This window comes from Micromonospora sp. NPDC002717, from assembly GCF_040295705.1.
Classification (GTDB): Bacteria; Actinomycetota; Actinomycetes; order Mycobacteriales; family Micromonosporaceae; genus Micromonospora.
This window is the reverse complement of sequence record NZ_JBEOVW010000008.1, coordinates 173,551-198,893: the sequence shown is the minus strand read 5'-3', so window position 1 is coordinate 198,893 and position 25,343 is coordinate 173,551. Positions and strand designations below refer to the sequence as shown.

The following is a 25,343-nucleotide window of genomic DNA, read 5'->3' as shown; positions in this document are numbered from 1 at the left end:
GACCGATGGTAACCAAGCCGTCCCGCGTGCCCGACTCGCGGACGACCCGCCCGGTTGGCCTAGACTGCTCCGGGTCCATCACTCTGGGGGTCACATGTCTGAGGTCATCGCGCTCGGCCAGCCCACGGTCGGCGAGGCGGAGCTCGCGGCCATCGCCGAGGTCTTCGCCTCCGGCTGGCTCGCCGGCTCCGGGCCCACCTGCCGCCGCTTCGAGGAGCGCTTCGCCGCCACCGTCGGCACCCGGCACGCCCTCGCCACCAGCAACTGCGGCTCGGCGCTGCACCTGGCGCTGCTCACGCTCGGTGTCAAGCCGGGCGACGAGGTGATCGTCGGCGACTACACCTTCCCGGCCACCGGGCACTCGGTGATGTGGACCGGCGCCACGCCGGTCTTCGCCGACGTGCGGCCCGACACCTGGACGGTCGACCCGGCCGCCGTCGAGGCCGCGATCACCCCGCGCACCGTCGGCATCATCGCCGTCGACGCGTTCGGGCAGCCGGCCGACTACGACGAGCTGCGCGCCATCGCCGACAAGCACGGCCTGTTCCTGGTCGAGGACGCCGCCTGCTCCGCCGGCGCCACCTACAAGGGCCGGCCGGCCGGCAGCCTGGCCGACGTCGCCACCTTCAGCTTCCACGGCCGCAAGGGCATCACCGCCGGCGAGGGCGGGGCCTACGTCACCGACCGGGAAGACCTCGCCGCCCACGCCCGCAAGCTGCACACGTACGGGGTGGAGGGGGCCCTCACCCGCGCCGAGCTGTCGCACCTGCCGATCCCGACCTTCACCGAGCTGGGCTACAACTACCGGCTCTCCGACATCTCCGCGGCGATCATGCTCGCCCAGCTCGACCGGCTGCCGGACCTGCTGGCCGCGAAGCGCCGCACCGCGGCCCGCTACGGCGAGCTGCTCAAGGACCACGAGCTGATCACCACCCCGTACGAGGCGCCCGACCGCGAGCACCCCTGGCAGTCGTACGTCGTCACGCTGGCGCCCTCGGTCGACCGGGGCGCGGTGGCGCTGGCGCTGCGGCAGCGCGGCGTGCAGTGCACCTTCGGCACGTACGCCTCGCACGTCCAGCCGCTCTACGGCCAGACCACGCCCTGCCCGGTCTCGGCGGACCTGTTCGCCCGGCACCTGGCCATCCCGATGCACGCCAACCTCACCGACGCCCAGGTCGAGACCGTCGCGGCCACGCTGGTGGACGTCGTCAACACCGCGGCCACCAGCCGCTGACTCCCCAAGGAAGGACACGCTCCGCCATGTCGAAGCAGACCGTCTTCATCACCGGAGGCGCGGGTTTCATCGGCCTGCACGTGGTGCCGATGCTGTTGGAGAAGGGCTACAAGGTCCGCATCTTCGACAACATGTTCCGCGGTGACCGGGACCGCGTCGCGGAGCTGGTGGCCACCGGCGACGTCGAGCTGATCGACCAGGACGTCCGCTACGGCGGCGCCGTGCACGCGGCCATGAAGGGCTGCGACTACGTGATCCACCTGGCCGCGGTCTCGATCAACAAGAGCCAGGCCGACCCGTACGAGTCGATCGACATCAACATGGTCGGCAACCACAACGTGTTCGCCGCCGCCGCCGACCACGGCGTCAAGCGGCTGGTCTTCGCGTCGTCGGCCTCGGTCTACGGCGACCCGAAGAAGCTGCCGATGCACGAGGACGACCGGCTCGACCCGCTCACCCCGTACTGCATCTCCAAGCGGGCCGGCGAGGACCTGCTCGGCTTCTACCAGCGCAGCAAGGGCCTGAACTGGATCGCCCTGCGGTTCTTCAACGTCTACGGCCCGGGCCAGAAGCCGACCGCCTACTACACCTCGGTGATCAACCACTTCGTGAAGCGGCTCAAGAACGGCGAGCCGCCGGTCATCGACGGCAAGGGTGAGCAGTCGATGGACTTCATCCACGTCCACGACATCGCCCGCTCGGTGGTCGCCGCGATGGAGGCCGAGCAGGGCAACGTGCCGGTCAACATCGGCACCGGCATCGACACCTCGATCGCGACCCTCGCCGAGATCCTGATCAAGGCTGTCGGCGTCGACGTGCAGCCGCAGTTCAACCCGCGCGAGGTGCTGGTCAGCCGGCGCGCCGCCGACATCACCCGGGCCCGCGAGGTGCTCGGCTGGGAGCCCACCATCGCCGTCGAGGACGGGATGACCGACCTCATCAAGACCGAGGTCGCGTGACCCAGTCGCCGTCCGCCGGGGGCCCGTCGTCGCACGGGCTCCCGGCGAACCCGTACAACCCGCACGCGTGGGTGATCGGCGAGCCGGTGATCGGCGCGGGCACGTGGATCGGCGCGTTCACCGTCATCGACGGCTCCGGCGGGCTGACCATCGGCGCCGGCTGCGACATCAGCTGCGGCGCGCAGATCTACACCCACTCCACCGCCCGGCGTTGCGTGTCGGGGCGTGCCCATGCTTCCGTTGACCGGGCGCCGGTGGTGATCGGCGACCGGGTGTTCATCGGGGCGAACGCGACCGTGATGATGGGCGTCACCATCGGTGACGGCGCGGTCGTCGGCGCGGGGGCCGTGGTCACCAGAGACGTGCCACCGGGGGCGGTCGTGACGGGGGTCCCCGCCCGGGTGGTCTCCACAGTCGAGTTGGACGGCGGCGATGTCCGGTTCGTCCCTGTAGCGGAGAGCTAGGAGCACCCCTCCCGTGCGTATCGCAGTGGTCAACAACTTCTTCCCGCCGCGCGCGGGCGGAAGCTCGCACCTGTCCGAGTCGCTCGCCAAGGGCTACGCCGCCGAGGGGCACGACGTGCTGGTGCTCACGGCCGCCTACCAGGACGCCCCGGCGGTCGAGGAGCGCGACGGGCTGCGGATCGTCCGGCTGCCGGCGTGGATGCTGCCGCAGACCCGGCTGGCCGTGAGCTTCGACATCTCGTTCACCACCCGGCCCAGCCTGCTGCGCCGGGTCCGCAAGCTGCTCGACGAGTTCCGGCCGGACGTCATCCACCAGCACGGCCAGTTCTTCGACCTGACCTGGGCGACCGCGCTCTACGCGCGCAAGCGCGGGGTGCCGGCGCTGCTGTCCATCCACACCCGGCTGGAGAACCCGCAGGCCCGCTACGCGAAGGTGTTCCGCGGGCTGGACGCGACCATGGTCAAGCCGTTCATGTGGCGGTCCAAGCCGCGGCTCGTGGTGATGGACGTGCTCATGCAGGAGTACATCGAGGCCCGCTACCGGGGCGCGCACTCCGGCCTGGTGCCGATCCCGGTCGGGGTGGACCCGGACTGGGTGGTCGGCGGCAACGCCCAGCGGGTCCGTGAGCGGCACGACCTGGGCACCTCGCCGGTGATCCTGTCGGTGGGGCACGTGATCCCGCTGCGGGACCGCATCGCGCTGGTCGAGGCGCTGCCCGAGGTGCTGGCCAAGGTGCCGGACGCGAAGCTGCTCATCTGCGGCCAGGTCTACTACGGGGTGTTCGCGGAGCGGGCCCGGGCGCTCGGCGTCGAGCACGCCGTCATCGCGGCCGGCAAGGTGGCCAAGAGCGAGATCCCGGACTACCTGGCCGCCGCGACGGTGGAGTCGCACGAGCAGGGGCTCGGCCTCGGCACGGCGACCCTGGAGGCGATGGCGGCGGGCGTGCCCGTGGTGGCGCCCGCACGGGCGGACAACTTCCCCGGCATCTCGCTGCGCGACGGCGAGAACGTCCTGCTCTGCCGGCCCGGCGACGTGTCGGGCCTGGCCGAGCGACTGATCGCCGCGCTGACCGACCCGGCCCTGGCCAAGCAGATCGGCGTCAACGGCCAGTCCCTCATCCGGGAGCGCTTCAGCCTCGACCGGGTGCTGCACCGGCACCTGGAGGTGCTCGGCGAGATGGCGGCGGCCCGCCGCCGCTGACCGTACGACGAGAAGGTGCCCCCGACCACGAGCGTGGTCGGGGGCACCGGCGTTTCGCGGGACGGTGTCCGCCGGGCACGGGCCGGCGGACAGGCGTCAGGGGGTGGTGACCGGCGCGGCGGCCTGGTCGGCGGCGGAGCGGGGCGCCGGAACCTGCTCGACGGGGACCGCCTCGTCGGGGGCGGCCTCGTCGGGCGTCCCCCGGCGGAGCTGCCGCACCCCGGACAGGGCGGCGATGCCGGCGGCGAGGAGGTCGGCCACCGTGAAGATCAGCCGGGAGGCGAGGGCGATACCCGTCGCCGCCCCGATGCCCCCGGCACCGGCGAGGAAGGGCGCCATGGTGGCGACCAGCACGGCCTCCCGGACGCCGAGCCCGGAGGGGGAGAGGAAGGCGAACATCCCGACGGTCATCGCGATGGCGAACGAGCCGATGCTGCGCAGCAGGCCGCCGACGCCGGGAGCGGCCTGGGCGTTGGCCAGCAGCCACAGGTGCACGCCGAACAGCGTGTAGCCCAGGGCGCTCCAGCCGACCACCCGCAGCACGCCGGGCAGCGTCAGCCGGTGCTGCAGCGGCGGTCGGCGCAGCACCTTGAGGACGATCTGGATCAGCCGGGTGAGCACCGCCGGGATCGCGCAGATCAGGGCGATCGGGAACAGCACGGCGACGATGTAGAGCGCCACCCGGACCGGCTCGGCGTACTCGGCCCCGGTCTCGGCGGTCGCGTCCAGCAGCGAGGGCAGGCTCAGCAGGCCGACGCCGAGCGCGGCGACCACGCCGAGCCCCAGCGCGACCAGCGTGGCCAGGAAGGCCCGCGCGCGTGGCAGCCCGGCCCGCCGGCCCAACTCCATCTGCAGGACGTACGCCCACACGCTGCCCGGGATGTACTTGCCGAGCTGCCCGACCATGCAGATCCGCAGGGCGGCGGGAACGGACACCCGGTGCTCCAGGTCCTCCGCCGCGGCCCGCCACGCCATCGAGTTGGCGAACATCCCGGCGAGCACCGCCAGCACGGCGAGCACCACCGAGGGCCACGCCAGGTCGAGCCAGGTCTGCCGGACGTCCGGCCACTGGCTGACGACGCTCCAGGTCATGCCCGCCGCGATCGCCGCGATCACCACGACCCGTACGCCCAGCGAGAGCCAGCGGGACGCACCCTTCGCCGTGCCGGCCTCCTCGGCCGGTGCGGTCACCGTTTCGACCTGCGTCGCGGTCTCTGCCACGGCCGTCCTGCCTCCGCGTCGCCCTGACCCGTTGGGGTCGCCTGCACAATTCGCCGAGACTAGCGCAGCGCGGGGCGTACCACGAACCCAGCCCGGTCGGCGAGTCGGGCCCTCGCCGGGCGTGCGCGGATTCTCGCAGGGGCGGTCCAGATGTGCCGGGGTCCTCCCGCGCTGCTACGGTCTGCACGCTGCCCCACACCCCAAGGAGAGCTCCTGTGATCCCGATTTCCGTCGTCAAGCTGGACGAGGCGGCCGAGCGGTTGGCGGTCGAGGTGATCCGTTCGGGCGTCATCGCGCAGGGACCGATGGTGGCCCGCCTGGAGCGCGAGTTCGCCGACCTGGTCGGCGTCGAGCACGCGGTGGCCGTCAACAACGGCACCACCGCGCTCGTGGCCGCGCTCCAGGTGCTCGACCTCCAGCCTGGCGACGAGGTCGTCACCAGCCCCTTCACCTTCGTCGCGACCCTCAACGCGATCCTCGAGGCGGGCGCCACCGCCCGGTTCGCCGACATCCGCGAGGACGACTTCTGCGTCGACCCGGAGGCCCTCGCCGCCGCCGTCGGCCCGCGCACCAAGGTGCTCATGCCGGTCCACCTGTACGGCCAGCCCGCCGACATGGACGCGATCGCCCCGCTGGCGCGGCAGCACGGCCTCGGCCTCGTCGAGGACACCGCCCAGTCGCTCGGTGCCACGATCTCCGGGCGCGGCGCCGGCAGCTTCGGGCTCGGCACCTTCTCGCTGTACGCCACCAAGAACCTCACCACGGGTGAGGGCGGCATGATCACCACCGACGACGCCGGCCTCGCCGACCGGCTGCGGGTGCTGCGCAACCAGGGCATGCGGCAGCGCTACCAGTACGAGGTGGCCGGGCACAACTACCGTCTCACCGACCTGCAGGCCGCGCTGGGCATCCCGCAGATCGCCGCGTACGGCGAGAACGTCAAGCGCCGCAAGGACAACGCCGCCCGGCTCTCCGCCGGCCTGGCCGACGTCCCCGGGCTGCGCCTGCCGACGGAGCTGCCCGGCCGCTCGCACGTCTGGCACCAGTACACGGTGCTGGTCACCGACGAGGCCCCGGTGAGCCGCGACGAGGTGATCACCCGGCTGAGCGAGCGCGGCGTGGGCTGCGGCATCTACTACCCGAAGACCGTCTACGACTACGACTGCTACCGGGACCACCCCCGCGTGGTCGCCGACCCGGCGCCGGTGACCGACCGGGTCGTGCGCCAGTGCGTCTCGCTGCCGGTGCACCACCACCTCTCCGACAGCGACGTCGACCAGGTCGTCGAGGCCGTCCGCGCGGCGGTGGGCGCATGACCGCCAAGCTGCGTTTCGCCCTGGTCGGCACCGGGATGATGGGCTCGCTGCACGCCCGGGTGATCGCCCAGTCCGACCGGGCCGAGCTGGCCCGGGTGATCGAGCCCCGGCGCTCCGTCGGCCAGCAGATCGCCGAGCGGTACGGGGCCGGCTGGACCCCGAACGCCGACGACCTCTCCGACGTCGACGCCGTGGTGATCGCAGCGCCGACCGAGTTCCACCACGGCCTCGCCGATCAGGTGCTCGCCGCCGACAAGCCGCTGCTGATCGAGAAGCCGGTCTGCGGCAGCCTCGCCGAGACCGAGGAGATCGTGGCCACCGCCGGCAAGCGCGGCGTGCCGCTGCTGTGCGGCCTGCTGGAGCGGTTCAACCCGGCGGTGCTGACCGCCCTCGCCCTGGTCGACCGCCCGGTGCACCTGACCGCCACCCGGCACTCGCCGTACGCGCCGCGGATCCGCACCGGGGTCGCCTGGGACCTGCTCATCCACGACGTCGACCTGGCGATCCAGGCGTTCGGCGGCGAGGAGCCGGTGGGGGTCCGGGGCACCTTCGGCCACTTCCACCCGGACTCGCTCGCCGAGGCGGAGGACGTGGCGGAGACGGTGTTGAACTTCGGCAGCGGCGCCCTGGCCAACGTCTCGGCCAGCCGGATCGGGCAGCGCAAGGTCCGGACGCTGGTGATCAGCGAGGTCGACCGGCTGATCGAGGCGGACCTGATCCGCAAGGACGTGACCATCTACCGGCACGTCTCGTCGGACGCGGCCACGCCGGACGGGCGCGGCTACCGGCAGCAGAGCATCATAGAGGTGCCGGAGCTGCTCACCAACCGGGAGCCGCTCGCCGCCCAGCTCGACCACTTCCTGGACATCGTCGCCGGTACGGCCGACGCCGACGTGGAGCGGCAGCGCATCCTGCCCGCGCACCGGGTGGTCGGCCGGCTCTTCGCCGACAACGGGCGCTGACGGGCTGACACGCGAGGGGCGGGGCGACCACGGTCGCCCCGCCCCTTCGTCGTCGTCCGGCCCGGCGGCGGGCACGCACGGCCGTGCCGCCGACGTGAACCCGCCCCGCCGGCCTGCCGGGCGTCTCCCGCCAGGCCGTCTGCCCGGAGGGGCCGGGGCACCGGCGTGCCCCGGCCCGTCGCGCTCAGCTCCCGGTGGCGCAGCTCCGGCCGGCCTCGGTGACCCGGTAGATGCTGATCCGCCCGATCGTGTGGGCCAGCTCCAGCCGGTCGCTGGCCTCCAGCCGCTCGCGCTCGTAGTGCTTGTCCCAGGCGCCGGGCATGTTCCGCTTTCCGACCACCACGTACGAGATGTTGAACTGGCGCACCTCGCACCCGGCGGGCCGGGCGTCGGCGTTGTCCACCAGCCAGTTCCACGCGTCCCACCGCCGCTCGTAGTTCTCCGTCGGCAGGCCGGGCAGCGGCGGGATGCCGAACAGCAGCGGCACCTCGTAGTCGGCGTAGGCCCAGGTGATGAACTCGTGGTGCCGGTCGTAGGCGACGGTGGCGCCGGGCGGGTTGTTCTCCGCCAGCCACTCGAACGTCTTCTCGTAGGAGGAGCCCACCGGCGCCCGGCCCTTGAACGCGCCGCGCAGCGGCTGCCAGCTCGCCGGTACCGCGGCGAGGCCGAGCAGCACGGCCACCAGCACCCCCGCGGCGATCGCCGTCGGCGCCTCCGACCCGCGCAGCGCCCCGGCCTTCGCGGCGACGCGGGTCAGCAGCCACTGCACGGCCAGCCCCAGCACCACCGCGCCGGCGACCGCCAGCAGCCCGTACACCGGGAAGATCATCGAGCGGACCCGCTCCCGGACGCCGTACCACAGGCTGGAGAGCGTCATCGCGGCCGTCGAGTCGGACGCGGCGGTCCACACCCCGATCGCCGTCCAGACCACGCCGGCGGCGAACCACGGCCGGGCCCACCGCAGCCGCGGCAGCACCAGGCAGAGCGGGGAGAGCAGCAGGCACGGGATGACCAGCCAGAGGCCGACCTGGATCGTCGGCTCGCTGAGCTGGAAGTCCTTCCCGCCGACGCCCGGGTAGGCGAACAGCACGTAGCGCTGCGGGTCGGTGACCCAGTACTCGAACGAGTCGCCGTACCTGCCGAGCAGGGCGGGCGGGTTGGACAGCCGCTCGCCGTTGGCGCCGGCCAGCACCCCGAGCAGCGGGAGCAGCGGCACCAGCGCGGCCAGCACCATCGCGCCGGCCGACGCGGCGACCCGGCGCAGCACCCACCGGCCGCGTACGGCCAGCAGCATGCCGACCGCCAGGACGGCGATGAACAGCACGTCGTACGTGTGCGTCATGACGATCCCGGCGCCGCACAGGCCGGCGAGCAGGCCCAGCCGGACCGGGTGGGCGCCACGCGCGGCGAGCGCGATTAGCAGCGCGATCGCCCCGGCCATGCAGGGGGCGGTCTGCTCGGTGATCCGACCCGTGATCACCGACATCCACATCGGGCCGAGCACGGCCGGCGCGGCGGCGGCGCTGGCGGCCACCACCGGCCTGCCGCCGAGGGCCCGGACGCAGGCGTAGACGGCCGCCACCAGCGCGAGCGGCCCGACGAGGATCGACCAGGCGCTCAGCACCGTGCTGATCCGCCCGCCGGAGATCTCCGCCGCCTGGGCCCAGGCCACGTTGGCCGCGAGCGGGTAGAAGGAGCAGGACAACGCCGGATCGGTGGAACCGGTGGTGCAGGCCGAGGAGATCAGCACGCTGTCGGTGTCCATGATCCGCCGGGTGAGGAAGCCGTGGTTCATGGCGTCCCACCCGGGCGGGGCGACGAGCCGGCCCAGCATCAGCCAGCCGAAGGCGACGCTGACCACGGCGGGCACGGCGATCCCGAGGACGTCGGCGCGGCCGGGGCGTACCGCCGGGAGCCGCAGCCGGGTGATCCGCGCCCGCCACCCGGCGTCGGTCGGCCGCCCGGCGGCGTCGCCGTCGACGGTGGCGGTGCGGTCGGCGGCGTCCGGGTCGACCAGGCCGCGGGTCACCAGCCGGGACGCGAGCACCGCGAGGCCGGCGAGCAGCACCTCGGCGGCGAGCACCGCCAGCGGGCCGTCCGGCAGCCCGAGTTTCGGCAGCCATGTCATGGCGAGGGTGACCAGGCCCAGGGTCAACGCCGGGGCGGCGGCCCAGGTGGCCCACCGGTAGCGGCCCGGGGGCAGCGCGAATCCGAGCAGCGCGCCGGGCACGATGGCGACGGCGAGCGCGATGAGGCTGGTCAAACCGTGGATCCTTTCCAACGGAACTCGCGGTTGCCCCGCGGCGGCTGGTGCGCGGAGCCGAGGTGCGGCCGCCCGTGCGGCCACCCGGTCGGCGAGCGGCCGGACCAGTATAGGAACGGGAGCCGGCCGCGCTGACCCGGCGAACCCGGCGTCGGCGACGCGTCGTCACCGGCGTCGTTTTTGCGGTGGATCATCCCGGCCCGGTGGCGACTGTGGCCCGGAGGGACCAAATCGTCCCGGTGTGGCGGTACCCGAGCGATACCGGCGCGTTCCTTCGCGTTAAGGTCACACCGGCGTGGTGGCGGGTGGCCGCGGGCGCCGGTGCCGTCGCTGGTCAGCGACGATGGACGGACAGGCAGGTCGCCGCGACCGCTGTCCCGTCCCGTCGCGTTCCGTCGGGGCGCGCCGGTGGCGTCCGGGCGCCGACGGTCGCCGAAGCGGGGAACGCTGCCGTCACGGCGCCAGTGACGGTCGGTGAGCCAGTCGTCGATCTCGTAGGGAGCTAGTCCTTGTTCGGCAAGTTGATGGGACCGGCGGGAGTCGCCGCCCGCGGCGCGCTGCTGCTGCTGGCCTACCTGGTGATGCTCGCCGCCGGCGCGCTCGGTTGGATCGGCGCCTTCGCCGTCGCCGGGCTGGCCGCGCTCGCCGGCGAGTACGCGCTCGCCCGCTGGTCGCCCGCCACACACACGCTGCTCGATAAGGTCGGCCTGCGGGGCGACTACCGGCAGCTCGCCCGCGACCTCGCGGTCGTCCTGCTGGTGGTCGCCGAGGTCCGGCCGAGCGCGTGGGAACTCAGCCTGGTCCTGGTGCTGCCGTCGACAGTCTGGCTGATCTCGGTCTTCGCCGGCGCGCTCGCCACGATGATCGACCGGCGCAACCCCCTGTCGGCGCTGGTGCGCAACATCGAGCTCGGCCCGATGCGGGCCGCGCCCCGCCCGCCGGACTGGGCGGCCTGGCTCGCCGGCGACCGGCTGGCCCTGGTCAACGTGGTGCTGGCGCCGGCCGCCGTGTTCGCGGCGGTGCTCGACAACGCCGCCCCGGTGATTGGCGCGGGAGTGGTGGCGGTGTTCGCCGCCGCGCTGGTGGGCGGGATCGTCGCGCTGACCTGGCTGCGCGGGCGCGGGATGGGCCAGAGCCCGCTGCTGCCCGCCGTCCAGCGCTGGCTGGACAGCTACCGGCCGGAGGTGGCCCTCTACTTCGCGGGGCCGGCGAAGGACGTCTACCAGGCCAACATGTGGCTCGCCCCGACCGAGGCGCTCGACCAGCGCGGCGTGGTGCTGCTGCGCAACAAGGAGGCGTTCCTCGAGCTGGCCGACACCCGGCTGCCGGTGATCTGCGTGCCGGCCGGCGTGGACTTCATGAACCTCGAACTGGGCAGTGTGCGCGCCGCGCTCTACGCCGCGAACGTCGGCGCGAACATCCACATGCTCCGCGAGCCCGGCATGAAGCACGTCTTCGTCGGGCACGGCGACAGCGACAAGCAGGCCAGCGTCAACCCGTACAGCAAGGTGTACGACGAGGTGTGGGTCGCCGGCCTCGCCGGGCGCGAGCGGTACGCCCGCGCCGGGGTGGGCGTGCTCGACTCCGACATCGTCGAGATCGGACGGCCGCAGCTCGCCGGGGTGCACACGTTCGGCGCGGAGTCGGTCGACCGGCCGTTCACGGTGCTCTACGCCCCGACCTGGGAGGGGTGGCTGGACGACGACCCGTACCACACCTCGCTGGTGCTGATGGGGGAGCGGATCGTCAAGGGGCTGCTGGCCACCGTGCCGGCGGTCCGGCTCATCTACAAGCCGCACCCGCTGACCGGCTCCCGCGCCAAGGAGGCGAAGACGGTGCACGAGCGGATCGTGCAGCGGATCCGCGCGGCGGGTGGTGACCCGGACGCGACCTCCCTGGACGGCACGCGGCACCTCGTGGTCACCGGCCGGACGCCGGCGCTGTTCGACTGCTTCAACCAGACCGACCTGCTGATCAGCGACGTGTCCAGTGTGGTCTCGGACTTCGTCCAGAGCCAGCGGCCGTACGTGGTGGCGAACCCGGGCGGCCTGCCGGAGGACGAGTTCCGCCGGGAGTACCCGACGTCGCGGGCGGCGTACCTGCTCTCCCGGGACTGCGGCGAGCTGGAGAAGATCGTGTCCGTCACCCGGGCCGGCGACGACCCGATGACCGACGCCCGGCGGGAGCTGAAGACCTACCTGCTCGGCCCGGCCGAGGCGAACCCCATGGAGCGGTTCCGGGAGGAGATCGCGCGGCTCTGCCGCTGAGCACCGGCGCGTACGCGCGACGGCGGTGGACGGGAGCGCCCGTCCACCGCCGTTTCTCGTCGGTGGGTCAGCCCTGCCGCTGCGGCGGGGTGTCCACGTCCCGGGAGACGACCTCGCCCCGCTCGTCGACCCAGCCCTTCGGCCGCGCCGGGTTGCCCGCCACGAGCTGGTACGGCGCCACGTCCTTGGTCACCACGGAACCCGCCGCGATCATCGCGTACTCGCCCACCTCGATGCCGCAGACGAGGGTGGCGTTCGCGCCGATCGAGGCGCCCCGGCGGACCATCGTCGGGGTGATCTTCCAGTCCGGGTTCTGCGCGCGGGGCCGGAAGTCGTTGGTGAAGACGGCGCACGGCCCGACGAACACCTCGTCCTCCAGGGTCACCCCCTGGTAGACGGAGACGTTGTTCTGGATCTTGACCAGGTCGCCGACCGTGACGCCGGCGTCGACGTACACGTTGCGGCCGATGACGCAGCCGGCGCCCACCTGGGCGGAGGACCGGATGTGGGCCAGGTGCCAGACCTTGGTGCCGTCGCCGACCCGGGCACCCTCCTCGACGTCGGCCGTCGGGTGGACGAAGACCGAGGGGGACGGGGAACTGCTGTCAGTCATCCTTCAACTCGCATGGGTCGCAGGGCGCGCCGGGCGCCGTCGGTGACCCGCGTTCGGCGTACGCCGGGAGGGGCGGCCGCCCGCGCGGGTCCGGGCTGCCGCGCCGGCCCCGGGCACGGAGAGTGAGGCCGGGGCGCGCGGACTCGGCGTAGCATATCGACCCGCTAGCCCAGCAGCGCCGCCACGGCGTCGGCGACCGGCACGTCCGCCGGCAGGGCATCGGCGGCCACCACCGCCGGCACCGGCAGCGGCCCGTAGATGTGGGGGAAGAGCGCGCCGCCGCGCGACGGTTCCCAGCGCAGCGCGTCGCCGAGCCGGGCCGGGTCCACGGTGAGCAGGGTCAGCCCGGTGGCGCCGGTGAAGTGCCGGCGGGCCGTCTCGACCACCTGGTCGGGCCCGGAGAGGTGGATGAACCCGGACTGCGCGTCCGTGGCGGTGCCGGCGAAGTGGCCCGCGGCCAGGGCGTCGTCCCACTCGACGGTGGTCAGCAGCTTGTAGATCACCCCGGCAGCCTACGCAGAACCGGCCCGGTTCTCGGCGGTACCGCCCGCGCCGCCGCTCTCGGTGGGGGTCTCCGGGCTCCGACCCGGGGCCCGCCGCCCGCTCCCGGCGGGGCCGGAGAGGTCCGGGCCGCCGTCCGCACGGCGGTCGCCGCGGGGCCTACCCTCCCGCTCCCGGCCGGCTTCTGCCACCATTCGGGGTCGACACACCGACGAATGGGGGCCCCGGGTGCGCATCCTGCTGGTCGAGGACGACCGTCGGGTGGCCGCCGCGCTCTCCTCCGCCCTCACCCGCCGGGGGTACGAGGTCGAGCACGCCGCGACCGTCGCCGCCGCCCTCTCCGCCGCCCCCTGCGACCTGGTGCTGCTCGACCTGACCCTGCCGGACGGGGACGGCACCGACCTGTGCCGTGAGCTGCGCCGGCGCAGCAGCCAGCTCGGCATCATCGCGGTGACCGCCCGGGGCGAGGAGCGGGACCGGGTGCTCGGCCTGCGGCTGGGCGCGGACGACTACGTGGTCAAGCCCTTCTCCATGACCGAGCTCCAGGCGCGCATCGAGGCGGTACTGCGCCGGGCCGCGCACACGGTGCCCGAGCGCAACCTGATCGAGGCCGGGCCCGTCCGCATCGACGTGGCCGCGCGGACGGTCGCCGTGGCCGGCCGGCCGGTGGCGCTGACCCGCAAGGAGTTCGACGTCCTGCTCTCCCTGGCCCGGCAGCCCGGGGTGGCGGTGCCCCGCGAGCGGATCCTGCTCGACGCCTGGGGCACCACCTGGGGCGACGGGCACACCGTCGAGGTGCACGTCGGCTCGCTGCGGGGCAAGCTGGGCGACCCCCGCCTGGTGGAGACCGTCCGTGGGGTCGGCTACCGGCTGCGCGGCGAGTGAGGCGCCGTGCGACGTCGGCTGGTGATCAGCTACCTGCTGCTGATGGTGCTGGTGCTGATCGCGCTGGAGACCCCGCTGGCGGCCACCCTGGCCACCCGGGAGACCGACCGGGTGCGTGCCGACCGGCTCGCCGACGCCACCCGGTTCGCCTCGCTGGCCGGCCCGGCGCTGCGCGGCGGGACCCCCGGCCCGCTCGACAACGAGCTGCGCAGCTACGACGACCTGTACGGGATCGGCGCGGCGGTGGTCGACCGGGACCGCCGGACGGTGGCGGCCTCCGAGAGTTGGCGGCCGGCGGCGGGGACCCGCGAGGCGCTGGACACCGCGCTCTCGGGCCAGCAGGCCAGTGGGCCGGAGTCGGTCTGGCCGTGGGTCGACCGGCCGATCGTGGTGGCGGTGCCGATCAACGACGGCGGTGAGGTGCTCGGGGCGGTGGTCACCGCCACCCCGACCGACTCGGTCCGGCGCGCGGTCACCGTCTGGTGGCTGGTGCTGGCCGGGACGGGGCTGCTCGCCGTCCTGGCCTGCGTGCTCACCGCGTTCGGGCTGGCCGGCTGGGTGCTGCGCCCGGTCACCGAGCTGGACGCGGTCACCCACGAGATCGCCGAGGGGGACCGCGGCGCCCGCGTGCAGCACCGGCTCGGCCCGCCGGAGCTGCGCCGGCTGGCGACCAGCTTCAACCACATGGCCGACGTCGTCTCCGACGTGATGGACCGGCAGCGCGCCTTCGTCGCGCACGCCAGCCACCAGCTGCGCAACCCGCTGACCGCGCTGCGCCTGCGGGTGGAGGAGCTGGGGCTGGGCCTGACCGACCCGGACGGCCAGGCCGAGCACCGGCTGGCCCTGGAGGAGACCGACCGGCTCGCCCTGGTGCTGGACGCGCTGCTGACCCTGGCCCGCGCCGAGCGGCGGGAGAACCAGCGGGTCACCGTTGACGCGGCGGCCGTGGCCGCGTCCCGGGTCGCCGCGTGGGAGCCACTCGCCCGGCACCGGTCGGTCACCCTCCGGCTCGCGGCGGAGGACGCCCCGGCGTACGCCCGGACCGTGCCGACCGCCATCGACCAGGCCCTGGACGCGCTGATCGACAACGCCGTGAAGTTCAGCGGCGCCGGCGGGGCGGTGACGGTGACCGTGCGGCACCACGAGGGCGGGACGGCGCTGGAGGTCCGGGATACCGGCCCGGGCATGACGGAGAGCCAGCTCGGCCAGGCGACCGAGCGGTTCTGGCGGGCGCCGGAGGTGCAGAACGTCGACGGCGCCGGGCTGGGCCTCACCATCGTCGCCGTGCTGGTCGACGCCTCGGACGGGCGGCTCACCATGCGCCGGGGCGAGCCGCGCGGCCTGGTCGCCGGCCTCTGGTTCCCGGCCCCGACCCGGCCGGCGGCCCCGGCGGACCCGAGGGACCCGGCGGATCAGGCCGAGCCGGTCCCCGCCGGTGCTCCCGCACCGCCCGTCGGCGCGCCCGCCGCACCGGTCGGGCCGGGGCACGCCGTGACCGGGTGACGCCCCGCCCGGGCGACGTCGCCGCCGTCCGACCGAGGTCCTCCTGATCGCCCGCCGGCCGGGCGTCCCGTGACCGCCGCCGGCCGGCGGTCGACCGCCAGGGTCAGGGCTTGGCGGCGCGGTACCAGCCGGCGGCGCCGGGGTGCAGCGGCAGCGGGGAGGTGGCGATGGCCGAGCGCGGGCTCATCCGGCCGGCGGCCGGATGAGCCGCGGCCAGCTCCTGCCGGCGTTCCATCAGCAGCCGGGTCACCTCCCGGACCAGCGCATCCGGCAGGTCGGCCCGGACGATCAGGAAGTTCGGGTTGGCCACGGTGGTGACCGGATCGGTGCCGTACACCGAGCGGGGGACGTCCCGGGAGACGTAGACCTGGGGGTTGCTGCCGCGCAGCAGCTCGGTCCACTCGCCGAGGTCGACGATCCGGGTCGCGCTGTCGTCGGCGAGCTGCTTCACCGCGCTGACCGGCAGCCCGCCGGAGAAGAAGAACGCGTCGATCGTGCCGGCCCGCAGCGCCGCCACCGAGTCGTCGAGGCCGAGCCGCTCCCGGTGCACCCGGTCGCCGCCCAGGCGCGCCACCTCCAGCAGCCGGGAGGCGGTGATCTCGGTGCCGGACCCGGGGGCGCCCACGGAGACCCGCCGCCCACCCAGGTCGGCCAGCGTGCGGACCGGCCCGCCGGCGGTGGTGACCAGGTGCAGCAGGTCGTCGTAGACCCGGGCGACCGCGACGACCGACGGGTGCGTCGCCGGCGCGGCCGGCAGCACGTCGGCCTGGGTGAAACCCAGCTCGGCCTCGCCCGAGCCGACCAGCCGGACGTTCTCCGCCGAGGCGGCGGTCACCACCACGCTGGCCTCGACGTTCGGCATCTCCCGGTTGAGGATGTCGGCCAGCGACCGGCCGAAGGCGTGGTAGACCGCCGTCGGGCTGCCGGTCGCGATCCGGATCCGCACCGGCGGCTCGGGGGAGTCCTGGCAGCCGGCGAGGCCGGGCAGCGTCACCACCAGCAGCAGCGACAGCAGCGCCGCCGGACGACCGGGGCGCGGGCGGCCATGTCGGAACCAGGACGACGGGCGCACGGCGCGGGCGCGGCAGGACCGGGTTCGGCTCACGGGCTGCACTCTGCGCCGCGCGGGCCGTCACCGCAACCCGAGGCCCACCGGTCGGACTACGACCCCGGCGCCGGGTCGACGGCGAGGCTCAGTTGGCTGCGGTACGCGACCGAGGTCGGAACGGCGGTCCCGGGCGGTCCGCCGGTGCCCCACCCGACGCGGTCCGCGCGGTGGTCGCGGTCATCCGGCCGTCATGCCGGCTCGGCCGCCCGGGCGGGCTCCAGCGCGGCGCTGTGCAGGATCCGCTCGCGGTCCGGGCCGTCGGCGACGCAGACCAGGAAGCACCCGGTGCCGGGGCGCAGCAGCGCCGGCACGTCCAGCAGAGCGGCCCCGCGCACCAGGACGGCGGCCAGTTCCCGGTCGGTGAGCCGGACGCCGAGGATGTGCCGGCGCACGTGCCGCCCCCCGGCGAGCAGGGCGGCCCGCCAGGCCGCCGCCGCCAGCCGGGGCCGCCACACCCGCCGCGCCGTCGACGCGCCGGGGACCAGGCCGCCCAGCAGCTCGCGCCGGCCCTGCCGCCAGCCGGCCTCCAGCGTCCGCGCGTACGCCGGCCGGTCCGCCGGGGGCACCGAGAGCCGGTGCAGCTCGTACCGGCGGCGTAGCCCGCCGACGGTCACCTCGTGCCCGATCGGGACGTCCAACCGGCCGAGCAGTTGCCGGAACCGTAGGGCGGCCTCCTCCCGGTTGAACTCGACGGTCGCCGGACGGTGGTGCGGCACCGGGCGGCGGGCGCCGGCGACGGCCGGCGGGGGCATGCAGCGCAGCAGGCAGGCGGCCTCGAACGCGTCGGCCAGGGTCAGCCAGTCCAGCGGCGGCGGGGTCGACGGGAGGCGCGGCCGGTCGAGCAAAATCGGTTCGGGAGCCAACTCAGGCACTCCTTGTCGGCGTCGGGGTCCCCCTACCGTGGCCCGAAGACGCCGACGGGGAAACCGATCCGCCCCAGCCTTGAGGAAATCTTGCGGCAGCCCTACAGCTCGGTGACGACCAGGTCGACCTGGCGTGGCCGGTGGGACGGCCCGGGCTGCTCCAGCACCGTGTACTTCAGGTCGCGCAGCGCCGCCACCAGCCCGTCGGCCGAGCGCGGCCGGGCGCCCGCGGTCAGCAGGTCCCGCACCAGCCGACCCTTGGTCGCCTTGTTGAAGTGGCTCACCACCGACCGGACGGGCACGCCGTCGACCTCCCGCTCGTGCAGCACCCGGACCGTCACGGTGCGGGTGGCCACCTCGCCGCGGGGCGCCCAGGTGGCCGCGTACGCGCCGGAGCGCAGGTCGAGCACCGGCCCGGCGCCGGCCGCGGCGTCCATCGCCGGCGCGAGGGCCCGCCGCCAGTACGCCGACAGCGCGCCCACCCCCGGCAGCCGCGCCCCGATCGGGCAGCGGTAGGGCGGGATGCGGTCGGTGAGGCGCACCGCGCCCCAGAGGCCCGAGCTGATCAGCACCGACCGGCGGGCCACCCGCTGCGCGGCCGGCGGGAGCGAGGCGAGGTCGAGCGCCTCGTAGAGCACGCCGGTGTAGAGCCGGTCGGCGGGGGCGGTGGCCGCCACCCGCAGCCGGGCGTTGCGCCGCAGCTCGCCGCGCTGGCCCTCGCTGAGCCCCAACGCCGCCCGGGCCGCCTCCTCGTCGCCGCCGTCACTGAGCGCCACCAGCGCGGCCAGCACCTCCTCCCGGGCGCCGGTCAGCTCCGGCAGGGAGAGGCGGGCGAGGTCCAGCCGCCGGCCGGTGCCGGCATCGGCCTTCCCCTCGGAGGGCGGCAGCAGGATGAGCATGGGTGACTCCTCGCCTCGGCGCGGCGCCCGCGCGCCGGCCCGGCCAGCGTACGGCCCGTCCCTACCGCCACGGCCGCACCGGAGTCTCCGGGTGGTACACGCGATAGCCGCCCACCTCGGCGAGCAGCGCCGCGTCGGCCCGGTCGCCGAGCAGCCGGCGCAGCCGCCGCTCCGCCGCCGAGTCGGCCGCCAGCACGTACCCGGGCCGGTCGGCCCGCCCCACCTGCCGCCAGTACGCGCGATAGCGGTTCTGCCCCGGGGTGAGTTCGCCGTCGAGCACCGCGCACACCACCGACTCGTCGGTGTTGAAGATCAGCCGGTTGCAGGTCCAGTAGTCCCCGTACACCTCGTGGGGGCCGCCCGCGCGGAGCCGGTCGGCCAGCTCGCGGGCCTGCCGCTCCTCGACCCGGGACGCCTCGGTGCCGGTGGCGGCGAACTGCACGGTGACCACCAGCATGGTCGCGGTCAGCGCGGCGAGCACGGCGGTGGCGAGCGCCCCGGCCAACCGGCCGAGCGCCCCGACCGTGCCCCGCCAACAGGCGACCGATGCCAGCCAGAGCGGCCACAGCACCGCCGGCAGGGAGAGCTGGAGGACCGACAGGTACCGGGCGTTGTCCAGCGGGCTGGTGGCGGCCAGCGGGCTGCGCACGTACGACAGCAGGGTCAGCGCCGCGCCCACGACCAGCGCGAGGTGCACCACCGGGCCGACCCGGCGGCCGGGCGGGGCACCCGCGGCCCGGCGGTACGCGACCACGGCGAGCGCGGCGGCGACCACCAGCAGCAGCGGGTAGAGCAGGCCGAACCACCCCTGCCAGCGGGAGCAGCCGTCCACCGGGCAGAGTCCGGCGGCGAGCGGCACCCCCTCCAGCAGCCCGCCGTCGAGCCGCCGGCTCCACGGCGGCGTCGGCCCGGCCCGGGTGCTGACCTCGCGCAACACCGACAGCGAGTCCTCGCCGGGCGGGGCGACCAGGTTGTCCCGGATCATCGGCGCGATCCCGACGGCGAACCCGGCCAGCAGCAGCGCCCCGGCCCAGCCGAGCAGCTCCCGGCGGGCCACCCAGAGCAGCGCCAGCGCGGCCACCCCCAGGTAGGGCAGGATCAGCCAGTCCGACCAGGCGGCCACCCCGGCGAGCAGGCCGAAGAGCCCGACGGCCAGCCGGCGGTGCCGCACGGTACCCCGGGCGAGTCCCACCACGACCAGCAGCATCAGCAGCACGGCGACCTTGACCTCCGGCCGGCCGCCGACCACGGTCAACTGGTCCCGGACCACCCGCTCCCCGCCGAGGGCGAGCAGCCCGACGACGAAGGCGGCGAACCAGGGCGAGCAGATCCGTCGGGTCAGCCGGTGGATCAGCCAGAGGAAGACGGCGTAGAGCAACAGCAACGGCAGGCGCAGCAGCGGCCAACTCGGCCCGGCGACCGCGATCAGCGGCGCCGCCAGGTAGGACTCCAGCACGCCCATGTAGCGCTGGCCGTAGAGGAAGACGGGCAGCTCGCGGCCCTGCGCGATGTGCATCGCGGCCAGCCCGAAGGTGGCCTCGTCGCTGTTGGAGACGGGCACCGTGTGCAGGGTCAGCACCAGCCGGTAGCCGACCCCGGCGAGCCCGAACAGCAGCGCGACGAGCGCCGGCCGGTCGAGCTGCGGACGCCACCGCCCACGCCTGTGTACTGGTTGCGACACGACCAACGCCCCCGTCGTCGTCCCGACCGGAGTGTTACACGCCGCCGGGGCCGGGCGGGGCGGTTCGGCGCAGCCGGCGGCCGGCGAAGATCGCCTCGCGTGGCCGAGGTCGTCGGGTTGTGGCAGGGTTGCTGACGTGCCACCCACTCCCGCCGGCCAGTTGGCCGTACCGAACCTGCACCGGGCCGCGCGGATCGAGGACGCCGTGCACGCGCTGGTCGAGCGTCGGCTGCGGCGCACCGGCTGGCGGACCAACATCATCGCGTACGCCGGCTACGGCGCGCCCGGTTGGGTACGGGTGATGTGCCGGGTGCTGCTGGGGCGGCCGGACACCCGCCAGCGGGGCCGGCTGGAGAAGGTCCGCGGCTGGCGCAGCTTCACCACCCTGCCGGCCAAGCACGTGACGGTGACCGTCGAGGCCGGCGGGGTGCGCCACGAGGCGCCGGCCGACCGCAGCGGCTTCGTCGACACCGTGGTCGAGGCGGACCTGCCGCCGGGGTGGGGCGCGGTGCGGATCAGCCTGCCGGACGCCGAGCCGGTCGAGGCGCCCGTGCGCATCCTCGACCCGGAGGTGCGCTTCGGCATCCTCTCCGACATCGACGACACGGTCATGGTGACCGCGCTGCCCCGCCCGCTGCTCGCGGCCTGGAACACCTTCGTCCTCGACGAGCACGCCCGGACGGCGGTGCCCGGCATGGCGGTGCTCTACGAGCGGCTGGCCACCGCGCACCCCGGCGCGCCGGTCTTCTACCTGTCGACCGGCGCCTGGAACGTCGCGCCGACGCTGACCCGGTTCCTGTCCCGGCACCTCTACCCGGCCGGGCCGCTGCTGCTGACCGACTGGGGGCCGACCGCGGACCGCTGGTTCCGCAGCGGCCGGGAGCACAAGCGGGTCACCCTGGCCCGGCTGGCCAAGGAGTTCCCCGACGTGAAGTGGCTGCTGGTCGGCGACGACGGGCAGCACGACCCGGAGATCTACCGCGAGTTCGCGGCCGCCCACCCGCAGAACGTGGCGGGGGTGGCGATCCGCCGGCTCTCGCCCACCCAGGCGGTGCTGGCCGGTAGCCTGCCCGCCCCGGCCGGCAGCTCCTCGGCGGGGCCGGTGGGGCAGAAGTGGCTCTCCGCGCCCGACGGCGCCGGCCTGTGGAAGCTGCTGCGCGACGCCGGCCTGGTCTGATTCCCGGTCGGCGACCCGCGCCGGGGCCGGGCGCTCAGTCGTGGCGGAGCCAGAGCACGCCGAGCGGCGGCACCTGGAGCGCGGCGGACGCCGGCAGGCCGTGCCACGGCACGTCCTCGGCGTGCACCTCGCCCAGGTTGCCGACCCCCGACCCGCCGTAGTGGTGGGAGTCGGTGTTGAGCACCTCCGCCCAGGTACCGCCGGCGGGCAGCCCGATGCGGTAGTCCGTCAGCGGCCGGGCGGAGAAGTTCGCCACGCAGACCAGGGTCGCGCCGTCGGGGGCGATCCGCACGAACGAGACGGTGTTGTTGGCGACGTCGTCCGCGGCGATCCACCGGAACCCGGCCGGGTCCGTGTCCTGCGCCCACAGTGCGGGGGTGTCCCGGTAGACGCGGTTCAGGTCGCCGACGAGGCGCTGCACGCCGGCGCGGGCCGGGTCGTGCAGCAGGTGCCAGTCGAGCCCGCGCTCCTCGCTCCACTCCCGGTCGTCGGCCAGCTCGCAGCCCATGAAGAGCAGTTGCTTGCCCGGGTGCGCCCACATGTACGCCAGCAGCGCGCGCACGGTGGCCAGCCGCTGCCAGGTGTCACCCGGCATCTTGCCCGCGAGGGAACCCTTGCCGTGCACCACCTCGTCGTGGCTGATCGGCAGCACGTAGTTCTCGCTCCAGGCGTACGCCAGGGAGAACGTGAGCTGGTGGTGGTGATGCTGCCGGTAGATCGGGTCCTTCGAGGTGTAGAGCAGGGTGTCGTGCATCCAGCCCATGTTCCACTTGAAACCGAAGCCGAGCCCGCCGGCGTCGGTGGAGCGGGTGACCCCCGGCCAGGCGGTGGACTCCTCGGCGATCATCACCACCCCGGCGTGGTGCTTGTAGACCGTCGCGTTCACCTCCTGCATGAACGCGATCGCCTCCAGGTTCTCCCGCCCGCCGTACCGGTTCGGGACCCACTGCCCCTCGGGGCGGGAGTAGTCCAGGTAGAGCATCGAGGCCACGGCGTCCACCCGCAGCCCGTCGACGTGGAACTGGTCGCACCAGTAGAGCGCGTTGGCGACCAGGAAGTTGCGCACCTCGCGGCGGCCGAAGTCGAAGACGTACGTGCCCCAGTCGGGGTGCTCGCCCCGGCGCGGGTCGGGGTGCTCGTAGAGGGGGGTGCCGTCGAAGCGGGCGAGGGCCCACTCGTCCTTGGGGAAGTGCGCCGGCACCCAGTCCAGGAGCACGCCGACGCCGGCGGCGTGCAGCCGGTCCACCAGGTAGCGGAAGTCGTCCGGGTCGCCGAACCGGGACGTCGGCGCGAAGTAGCCGGTGACCTGGTAGCCCCAGGAGCCGCCGAACGGGTGCTCCATCACGGGCAGGAACTCCACGTGCGTGAAGCCCAGCCCGGTGACGTACGCGGTCAGCTCCTCGGCCAGCTCCCGGTAGCCCAGCCCGGGCCGCCAGGAGCCCAGGTGCACCTCGTAGACGCTCATCGGCTCCTGGTACGGCTGCCGGCGGGCCCGCCGCTCCAGCCAGGCGGCGTCGCCCCACTCGTACGTCGAGTGGTGCACCACCGAGGCGGTGGCCGGCGGCACCTCGGCGTACGCCGCCAGGGGGTCGGCCTTGTCCCGCCAGTGCCCGTCGGCGCCGAGGACGCGGTACTTGTAGCGGGCGCCGGCCGAGGCGCCCGGGACGAAGACCTCCCACACGCCGCTGGCGCCGAGCGAGCGCATCGGCCAGCCGTCGTCCGGGGCCCAGCCGGTGAAGTCGCCGACGACCCGCACACCGCGCGCGTTCGGCGCCCAGACGGCGAACGCGACGCCCTCGTCGAGGACCCGCGCGCCGAGCGCCTCCCAGAGCCGCTCGTGCCGGCCCTCGCCGATCAGGTGCAGGTCCAGTTCGCCGACGGTGGGCGGGTGGCGGTACGGGTCGTCGTGCACCCGGCCGTCGACCTCGATCCGGTAGTCGAGCACCTCGCCCGGCACCGTGGCCTCGAACACGCCGACGTCGTGCACCCGACGCATCGGGTGCCGCCGGCCGTCGACGAGGACGGCGGCGTCGGCGGCGCCACGGCGCATCGTGCGGACGACCGTCCGCCCGTCGGCCGGGTGCGCGCCGAGGACGGCGTGCGGGTCGTGCGTCGCGCCGGCGATCAACTCGTCCATCGGGGGTCGTCCTCCTGCCCGGGAACGGTGGGGGCGGTGCCGCCCGAGAGGTCGTCGGGAACGTTCTCGACGGTCAGGCCCTGCGCCGCCGGCGCCTGTGCCGCCGGGCCGGCCGGCGGAGCGGGCCGTCGCACGGTCAGCACGTGCGCGGGTTGCAGGTACGGGTCGAGCCGCACCGCGTTGTGCTGCCCCCAGTCGTAACTGGCGCCGGTCAGCTCGTCGTGCACCGTGAACCGGTCGTGCCAGTCGAAGCCGAGCGCCGGCATGTCCAGCGTGGTGTTGCCCCACTGCACGCCCTGCGCGTCGAACGAGCAGACCACGACGACCGTGTTGCCGGTGTCCGGGTCGTGTTTGGACCAGCAGAGCAGCGCCGGGTTGTCGATCTCGTGGAAGACGAGGTTGCGGAGCTGGTGCAGGGCCGGGTTCTCCCGGCGTACCCGGTTGAGGGTGGCGACGAACGGCGCCAGGGAGCGGCCCTGCGCCTGCGCGCCCGTCCAGTCCCTCGGGCGCAGCTCGTACTTCTCGCTGTCGAGGTACTCCTCGGCGCCGGGGCGGGCCACGTGCTCGAACAGCTCGTAGCCGGCGTACATGCCCCAGGAGGGGGAGAGCAGCGCGGCCAGCACGGCCCGGATCTTGAACATGGGCGGGCCGCCGTGCTGCAACGAGGAGTGCAGGATGTCCGGCGTGTTCGGCCAGAAGTTGGGTCGCATGTGGTCGGCCGCCGCGACCAGCTCCTCGCAGTACGCCCGCATCTCGGCCGCCGAGGTGCGCCACGTGAAGTACGTGTACGACTGGGTGAAGCCGATCTTGCCCAGGCCGTGCATGATCGCCGGCCGGGCGAACGCCTCGGCGAGGAAGAGCACGTCCGGGTCGACCTTCTTCACCTCGGCGATCAGCCAGTGCCAGAAGTCGACCGGCTTCGTGTGCGGGTTGTCCACCCGGAAGATCCGGATGCCCTCGCCCACCCAGTGCAGCACCACCCGCAGGATCTCCGCCCGGATGCCCTCCGGGTCGTTGTCGAAGTTCAGCGGGTAGATGTCCTGGTACTTCTTCGGCGGGTTCTCCGCGTACGCGATGCTGCCGTCTGCCCGTGCGGTGAACCACTCCGGGTGCTCCGTCACCCACGGATGGTCCGGCGCGCACTGCAACGCCAGGTCCATCGCCACCTCCAGGCCCTGCTCGGCGGCGGCGGCGACGAAGTCCCGGAAGTCCTCCGGCGTACCCAGGTCGGGGTGGATGGCGTCGTGGCCGCCCTCGGCGGCGCCGATCGCCCACGGCGAGCCGACGTCGTCCGGGCCCGCGGTGAGCGAGTTGTTGCGGCCCTTGCGGTTGACCCGGCCGATCGGGTGGATCGGCGGCAGGTAGAGCACGTCGAAGCCCATCGCGGCGACGCCGGGCAGGCGCTCGGTGGCGGTGGCGAACGTGCCGGAGCGGGCCGGCGCGTCGACGGTGGCCGGGACGGCCCCCTCGGAGCGGGGGAAGAACTCGTACCAGGCGGAGAAGAGCGCGCGGGGGCGGTCCACCCAGAGCCGGTGCTCCTCGCCGGTGGTGACCAGCTCCCGGACCGGGTGCTCCCAGAGCAGGCCGGCCAGCTCCAGCGCCGGGGCGACCCGCCGGGGCAACGGCAGCCGGTCGTCGCGCAGCGCCGCCACCGCCGCCGACACCCGGTCGACGTCGCCCGCCGGCACCAGCGCGGCGGCGGCCGTCAGCACCCGGGCGCCCTCGGCGAGGTCGTTGGCCAGCTCCGCCGACCCCTGGCCGGCGGCGAGCTTCTTGGTGACCGCGTTCTGCCAGGTCAGGTAGGGATCGTGGAACGCCTCGACGGTGAACACCCACTCGCCGACCGCGTCCGGGCGGATGACCGCGTGCCAGCGGTCCTGGCCGGGCTCGCCGGGGCGCATCCGGGTGAACGGCCGGGCCCGCCCGTCGGGGCCCAGCCACACCACGTTGCAGCCGAGCGCGTCGTGCCCCTCTCGGTAGGCGCGGGCCGACACCGGCACGGGCTCGCCCACCACCGCCTTGGCCGGGTAGCGACCGCAGGAGACGACGGGGGAGACGTCTTCGATCGGAAACCGTCCAGTCACCCCGC

20 protein-coding genes are annotated in these 25,343 nt (G+C 74.4%); 10 read left to right on the top strand and 10 right to left on the bottom strand.

Features of this window, described 5'->3' with window-relative positions; all coding sequences use genetic code 11:
- The first annotated feature begins 94 nt into the window (after window positions 1–94).
- Genes ABT006_RS14735 through ABT006_RS14720 form a run of 4 tightly spaced genes read left to right on the top strand, consistent with a single transcriptional unit; the run spans window position 95 to window position 3,858 of the window.
- Window positions 95–1,234 carry a DegT/DnrJ/EryC1/StrS family aminotransferase gene (locus ABT006_RS14735; RefSeq protein WP_350706513.1) on the top strand — a complete coding sequence of 380 codons (1,140 nt, stop codon included), beginning with the start codon at window positions 95–97 and terminating at the stop codon, window positions 1,232–1,234.
- Between the two features lie 26 nt (window positions 1,235–1,260).
- Window positions 1,261–2,193: an NAD-dependent epimerase/dehydratase family protein gene (locus tag ABT006_RS14730; RefSeq protein ID WP_350677830.1), complete on the top strand. Its 933-nt coding sequence runs from the start codon at window positions 1,261–1,263 to the stop codon at window positions 2,191–2,193.
- Window positions 2,190–2,657: an acyltransferase gene (locus ABT006_RS35110; protein ID WP_393303558.1), complete on the top strand. Its 468-nt coding sequence runs from the start codon at window positions 2,190–2,192 to the stop codon at window positions 2,655–2,657. Before ABT006_RS14730 ends, ABT006_RS35110 begins: the two co-directional genes overlap by 4 nt.
- Window positions 2,658–2,670: 13 nt before the next feature.
- Window positions 2,671–3,858: a glycosyltransferase family 4 protein gene (locus tag ABT006_RS14720; protein ID WP_350706511.1), complete on the top strand. Its 1,188-nt coding sequence runs from the start codon at window positions 2,671–2,673 to the stop codon at window positions 3,856–3,858.
- Window positions 3,859–3,954: 96 nt separating this feature from the next.
- Here ABT006_RS14720 and ABT006_RS14715 read toward each other — a convergent pair whose 3' ends face one another.
- Window positions 3,955–5,079 carry a lysylphosphatidylglycerol synthase domain-containing protein gene (locus tag ABT006_RS14715; RefSeq protein ID WP_350706510.1) on the bottom strand — a complete coding sequence of 375 codons (1,125 nt, stop codon included), beginning with the start codon at window positions 5,077–5,079 and terminating at the stop codon, window positions 3,955–3,957.
- A 215-nt stretch (window positions 5,080–5,294) separates the two neighbouring features.
- On the opposite strand from ABT006_RS14715, the gene ABT006_RS14710 reads away from it, so the two are divergent.
- On the top strand, window positions 5,295–6,395 hold the full coding sequence (locus ABT006_RS14710; protein ID WP_350706508.1) for a DegT/DnrJ/EryC1/StrS family aminotransferase: 1,101 nt from the start codon (window positions 5,295–5,297) through the stop codon (window positions 6,393–6,395).
- On the top strand, window positions 6,392–7,357 hold the full coding sequence (locus ABT006_RS14705; RefSeq protein WP_350706506.1) for a Gfo/Idh/MocA family protein: 966 nt from the start codon (window positions 6,392–6,394) through the stop codon (window positions 7,355–7,357). The genes ABT006_RS14710 and ABT006_RS14705 overlap by 4 nt, the downstream gene beginning before the upstream one ends.
- A 184-nt stretch (window positions 7,358–7,541) precedes the next feature.
- Here the strand turns inward: ABT006_RS14705 and ABT006_RS14700 are convergent, their stop codons facing one another.
- Window positions 7,542–9,620 carry a DUF6541 family protein gene (locus tag ABT006_RS14700; RefSeq protein ID WP_350706504.1) on the bottom strand — a complete coding sequence of 693 codons (2,079 nt, stop codon included), beginning with the start codon at window positions 9,618–9,620 and terminating at the stop codon, window positions 7,542–7,544.
- 509 nt (window positions 9,621–10,129) lie between these two features.
- Between ABT006_RS14700 and ABT006_RS14695 the strand changes: the two genes are divergently transcribed.
- Window positions 10,130–11,887 carry a CDP-glycerol glycerophosphotransferase family protein gene (locus ABT006_RS14695; protein WP_350706502.1) on the top strand — a complete coding sequence of 586 codons (1,758 nt, stop codon included), beginning with the start codon at window positions 10,130–10,132 and terminating at the stop codon, window positions 11,885–11,887.
- A 67-nt stretch (window positions 11,888–11,954) separates the two neighbouring features.
- On the opposite strand, the gene ABT006_RS14690 is transcribed toward ABT006_RS14695, so the two are convergent.
- Entirely contained in the window at window positions 11,955–12,500 is a 546-nt protein-coding gene (locus ABT006_RS14690; RefSeq protein ID WP_350706500.1) for an acyltransferase, read from the bottom strand.
- A gap of 164 nt (window positions 12,501–12,664) precedes the next feature.
- Window positions 12,665–13,003: a DUF952 domain-containing protein gene (locus tag ABT006_RS14685; RefSeq protein ID WP_350706498.1), complete on the bottom strand. Its 339-nt coding sequence runs from the start codon at window positions 13,001–13,003 to the stop codon at window positions 12,665–12,667.
- Window positions 13,004–13,229: 226 nt separating this feature from the next.
- Here ABT006_RS14685 and ABT006_RS14680 point away from each other — a divergent pair, with 226 nt between their 5' ends.
- Together ABT006_RS14680 and ABT006_RS14675 are read left to right on the top strand one after the other, a co-directional pair.
- Complete coding sequence (locus ABT006_RS14680; protein WP_350706496.1) at window positions 13,230–13,886, top strand: response regulator transcription factor; 657 nt, start codon at window positions 13,230–13,232, stop codon at window positions 13,884–13,886.
- 6 nt (window positions 13,887–13,892) lie between these two features.
- Complete coding sequence (locus ABT006_RS14675; RefSeq protein ID WP_350706494.1) at window positions 13,893–15,389, top strand: sensor histidine kinase; 1,497 nt, start codon at window positions 13,893–13,895, stop codon at window positions 15,387–15,389.
- Between the two features lie 103 nt (window positions 15,390–15,492).
- On the opposite strand, the gene ABT006_RS14670 is transcribed toward ABT006_RS14675, so the two are convergent.
- The 4 genes from ABT006_RS14670 to ABT006_RS14655 form a co-directional block, all read right to left on the bottom strand.
- Window positions 15,493–16,461, bottom strand: a complete 969-nt coding sequence (locus ABT006_RS14670; RefSeq protein ID WP_466023280.1) for a TAXI family TRAP transporter solute-binding subunit — start codon at window positions 16,459–16,461, stop codon at window positions 15,493–15,495.
- Window positions 16,462–16,685: 224 nt separating this feature from the next.
- Window positions 16,686–17,360 carry a hypothetical protein gene (locus ABT006_RS14665; protein ID WP_350706492.1) on the bottom strand — a complete coding sequence of 225 codons (675 nt, stop codon included), beginning with the start codon at window positions 17,358–17,360 and terminating at the stop codon, window positions 16,686–16,688.
- Between the two features lie 101 nt (window positions 17,361–17,461).
- On the bottom strand, window positions 17,462–18,259 hold the full coding sequence (gene yaaA / locus ABT006_RS14660; protein WP_350706490.1) for a peroxide stress protein YaaA: 798 nt from the start codon (window positions 18,257–18,259) through the stop codon (window positions 17,462–17,464).
- A gap of 61 nt (window positions 18,260–18,320) precedes the next feature.
- Window positions 18,321–19,940: a hypothetical protein gene (locus ABT006_RS14655; protein ID WP_350706488.1), complete on the bottom strand. Its 1,620-nt coding sequence runs from the start codon at window positions 19,938–19,940 to the stop codon at window positions 18,321–18,323.
- 136 nt (window positions 19,941–20,076) lie between these two features.
- On the opposite strand from ABT006_RS14655, the gene ABT006_RS14650 reads away from it, so the two are divergent.
- The gene (locus ABT006_RS14650) at window positions 20,077–21,117 is read left to right on the top strand and encodes an App1 family protein phosphatidate phosphatase (RefSeq protein ID WP_350706486.1); all 1,041 of its coding nucleotides are present in this window, start codon (window positions 20,077–20,079) and stop codon (window positions 21,115–21,117) included.
- 34 nt (window positions 21,118–21,151) lie between these two features.
- Here ABT006_RS14650 and glgB read toward each other — a convergent pair whose 3' ends face one another.
- Together glgB and ABT006_RS14640 are read right to left on the bottom strand one after the other, a co-directional pair.
- On the bottom strand, window positions 21,152–23,254 hold the full coding sequence (gene glgB, locus ABT006_RS14645) for a 1,4-alpha-glucan branching protein GlgB (protein WP_350706485.1): 2,103 nt from the start codon (window positions 23,252–23,254) through the stop codon (window positions 21,152–21,154).
- Window positions 23,242–25,338, bottom strand: a complete 2,097-nt coding sequence (locus ABT006_RS14640) for an alpha-1,4-glucan--maltose-1-phosphate maltosyltransferase (RefSeq protein ID WP_350706483.1) — start codon at window positions 25,336–25,338, stop codon at window positions 23,242–23,244. The genes glgB and ABT006_RS14640 overlap by 13 nt, the downstream gene beginning before the upstream one ends.
- Window positions 25,339–25,343: the final 5 nt, after the last annotated feature.

Excerpts from the sequence above, each read along its gene's own strand:
- yaaA (WP_350706490.1), bottom strand. The coding sequence starts at position 18,259 with ATGCTCATCCTGCTGCCGCCCTCCGAGGGGAAGGCCGATGCCGGCACC.
- ABT006_RS14730 (WP_350677830.1), top strand. The coding sequence starts at position 1,261 with ATGTCGAAGCAGACCGTCTTCATCACCGGAGGCGCGGGTTTCATCGGC.
- ABT006_RS14705 (WP_350706506.1), top strand. The coding sequence starts at position 6,392 with ATGACCGCCAAGCTGCGTTTCGCCCTGGTCGGCACCGGGATGATGGGC.
- ABT006_RS14735 (WP_350706513.1), top strand. The coding sequence starts at position 95 with ATGTCTGAGGTCATCGCGCTCGGCCAGCCCACGGTCGGCGAGGCGGAG.
- glgB (WP_350706485.1), bottom strand. The coding sequence starts at position 23,254 with ATGGACGAGTTGATCGCCGGCGCGACGCACGACCCGCACGCCGTCCTC.
- ABT006_RS14690 (WP_350706500.1), bottom strand. The coding sequence starts at position 12,500 with ATGACTGACAGCAGTTCCCCGTCCCCCTCGGTCTTCGTCCACCCGACG.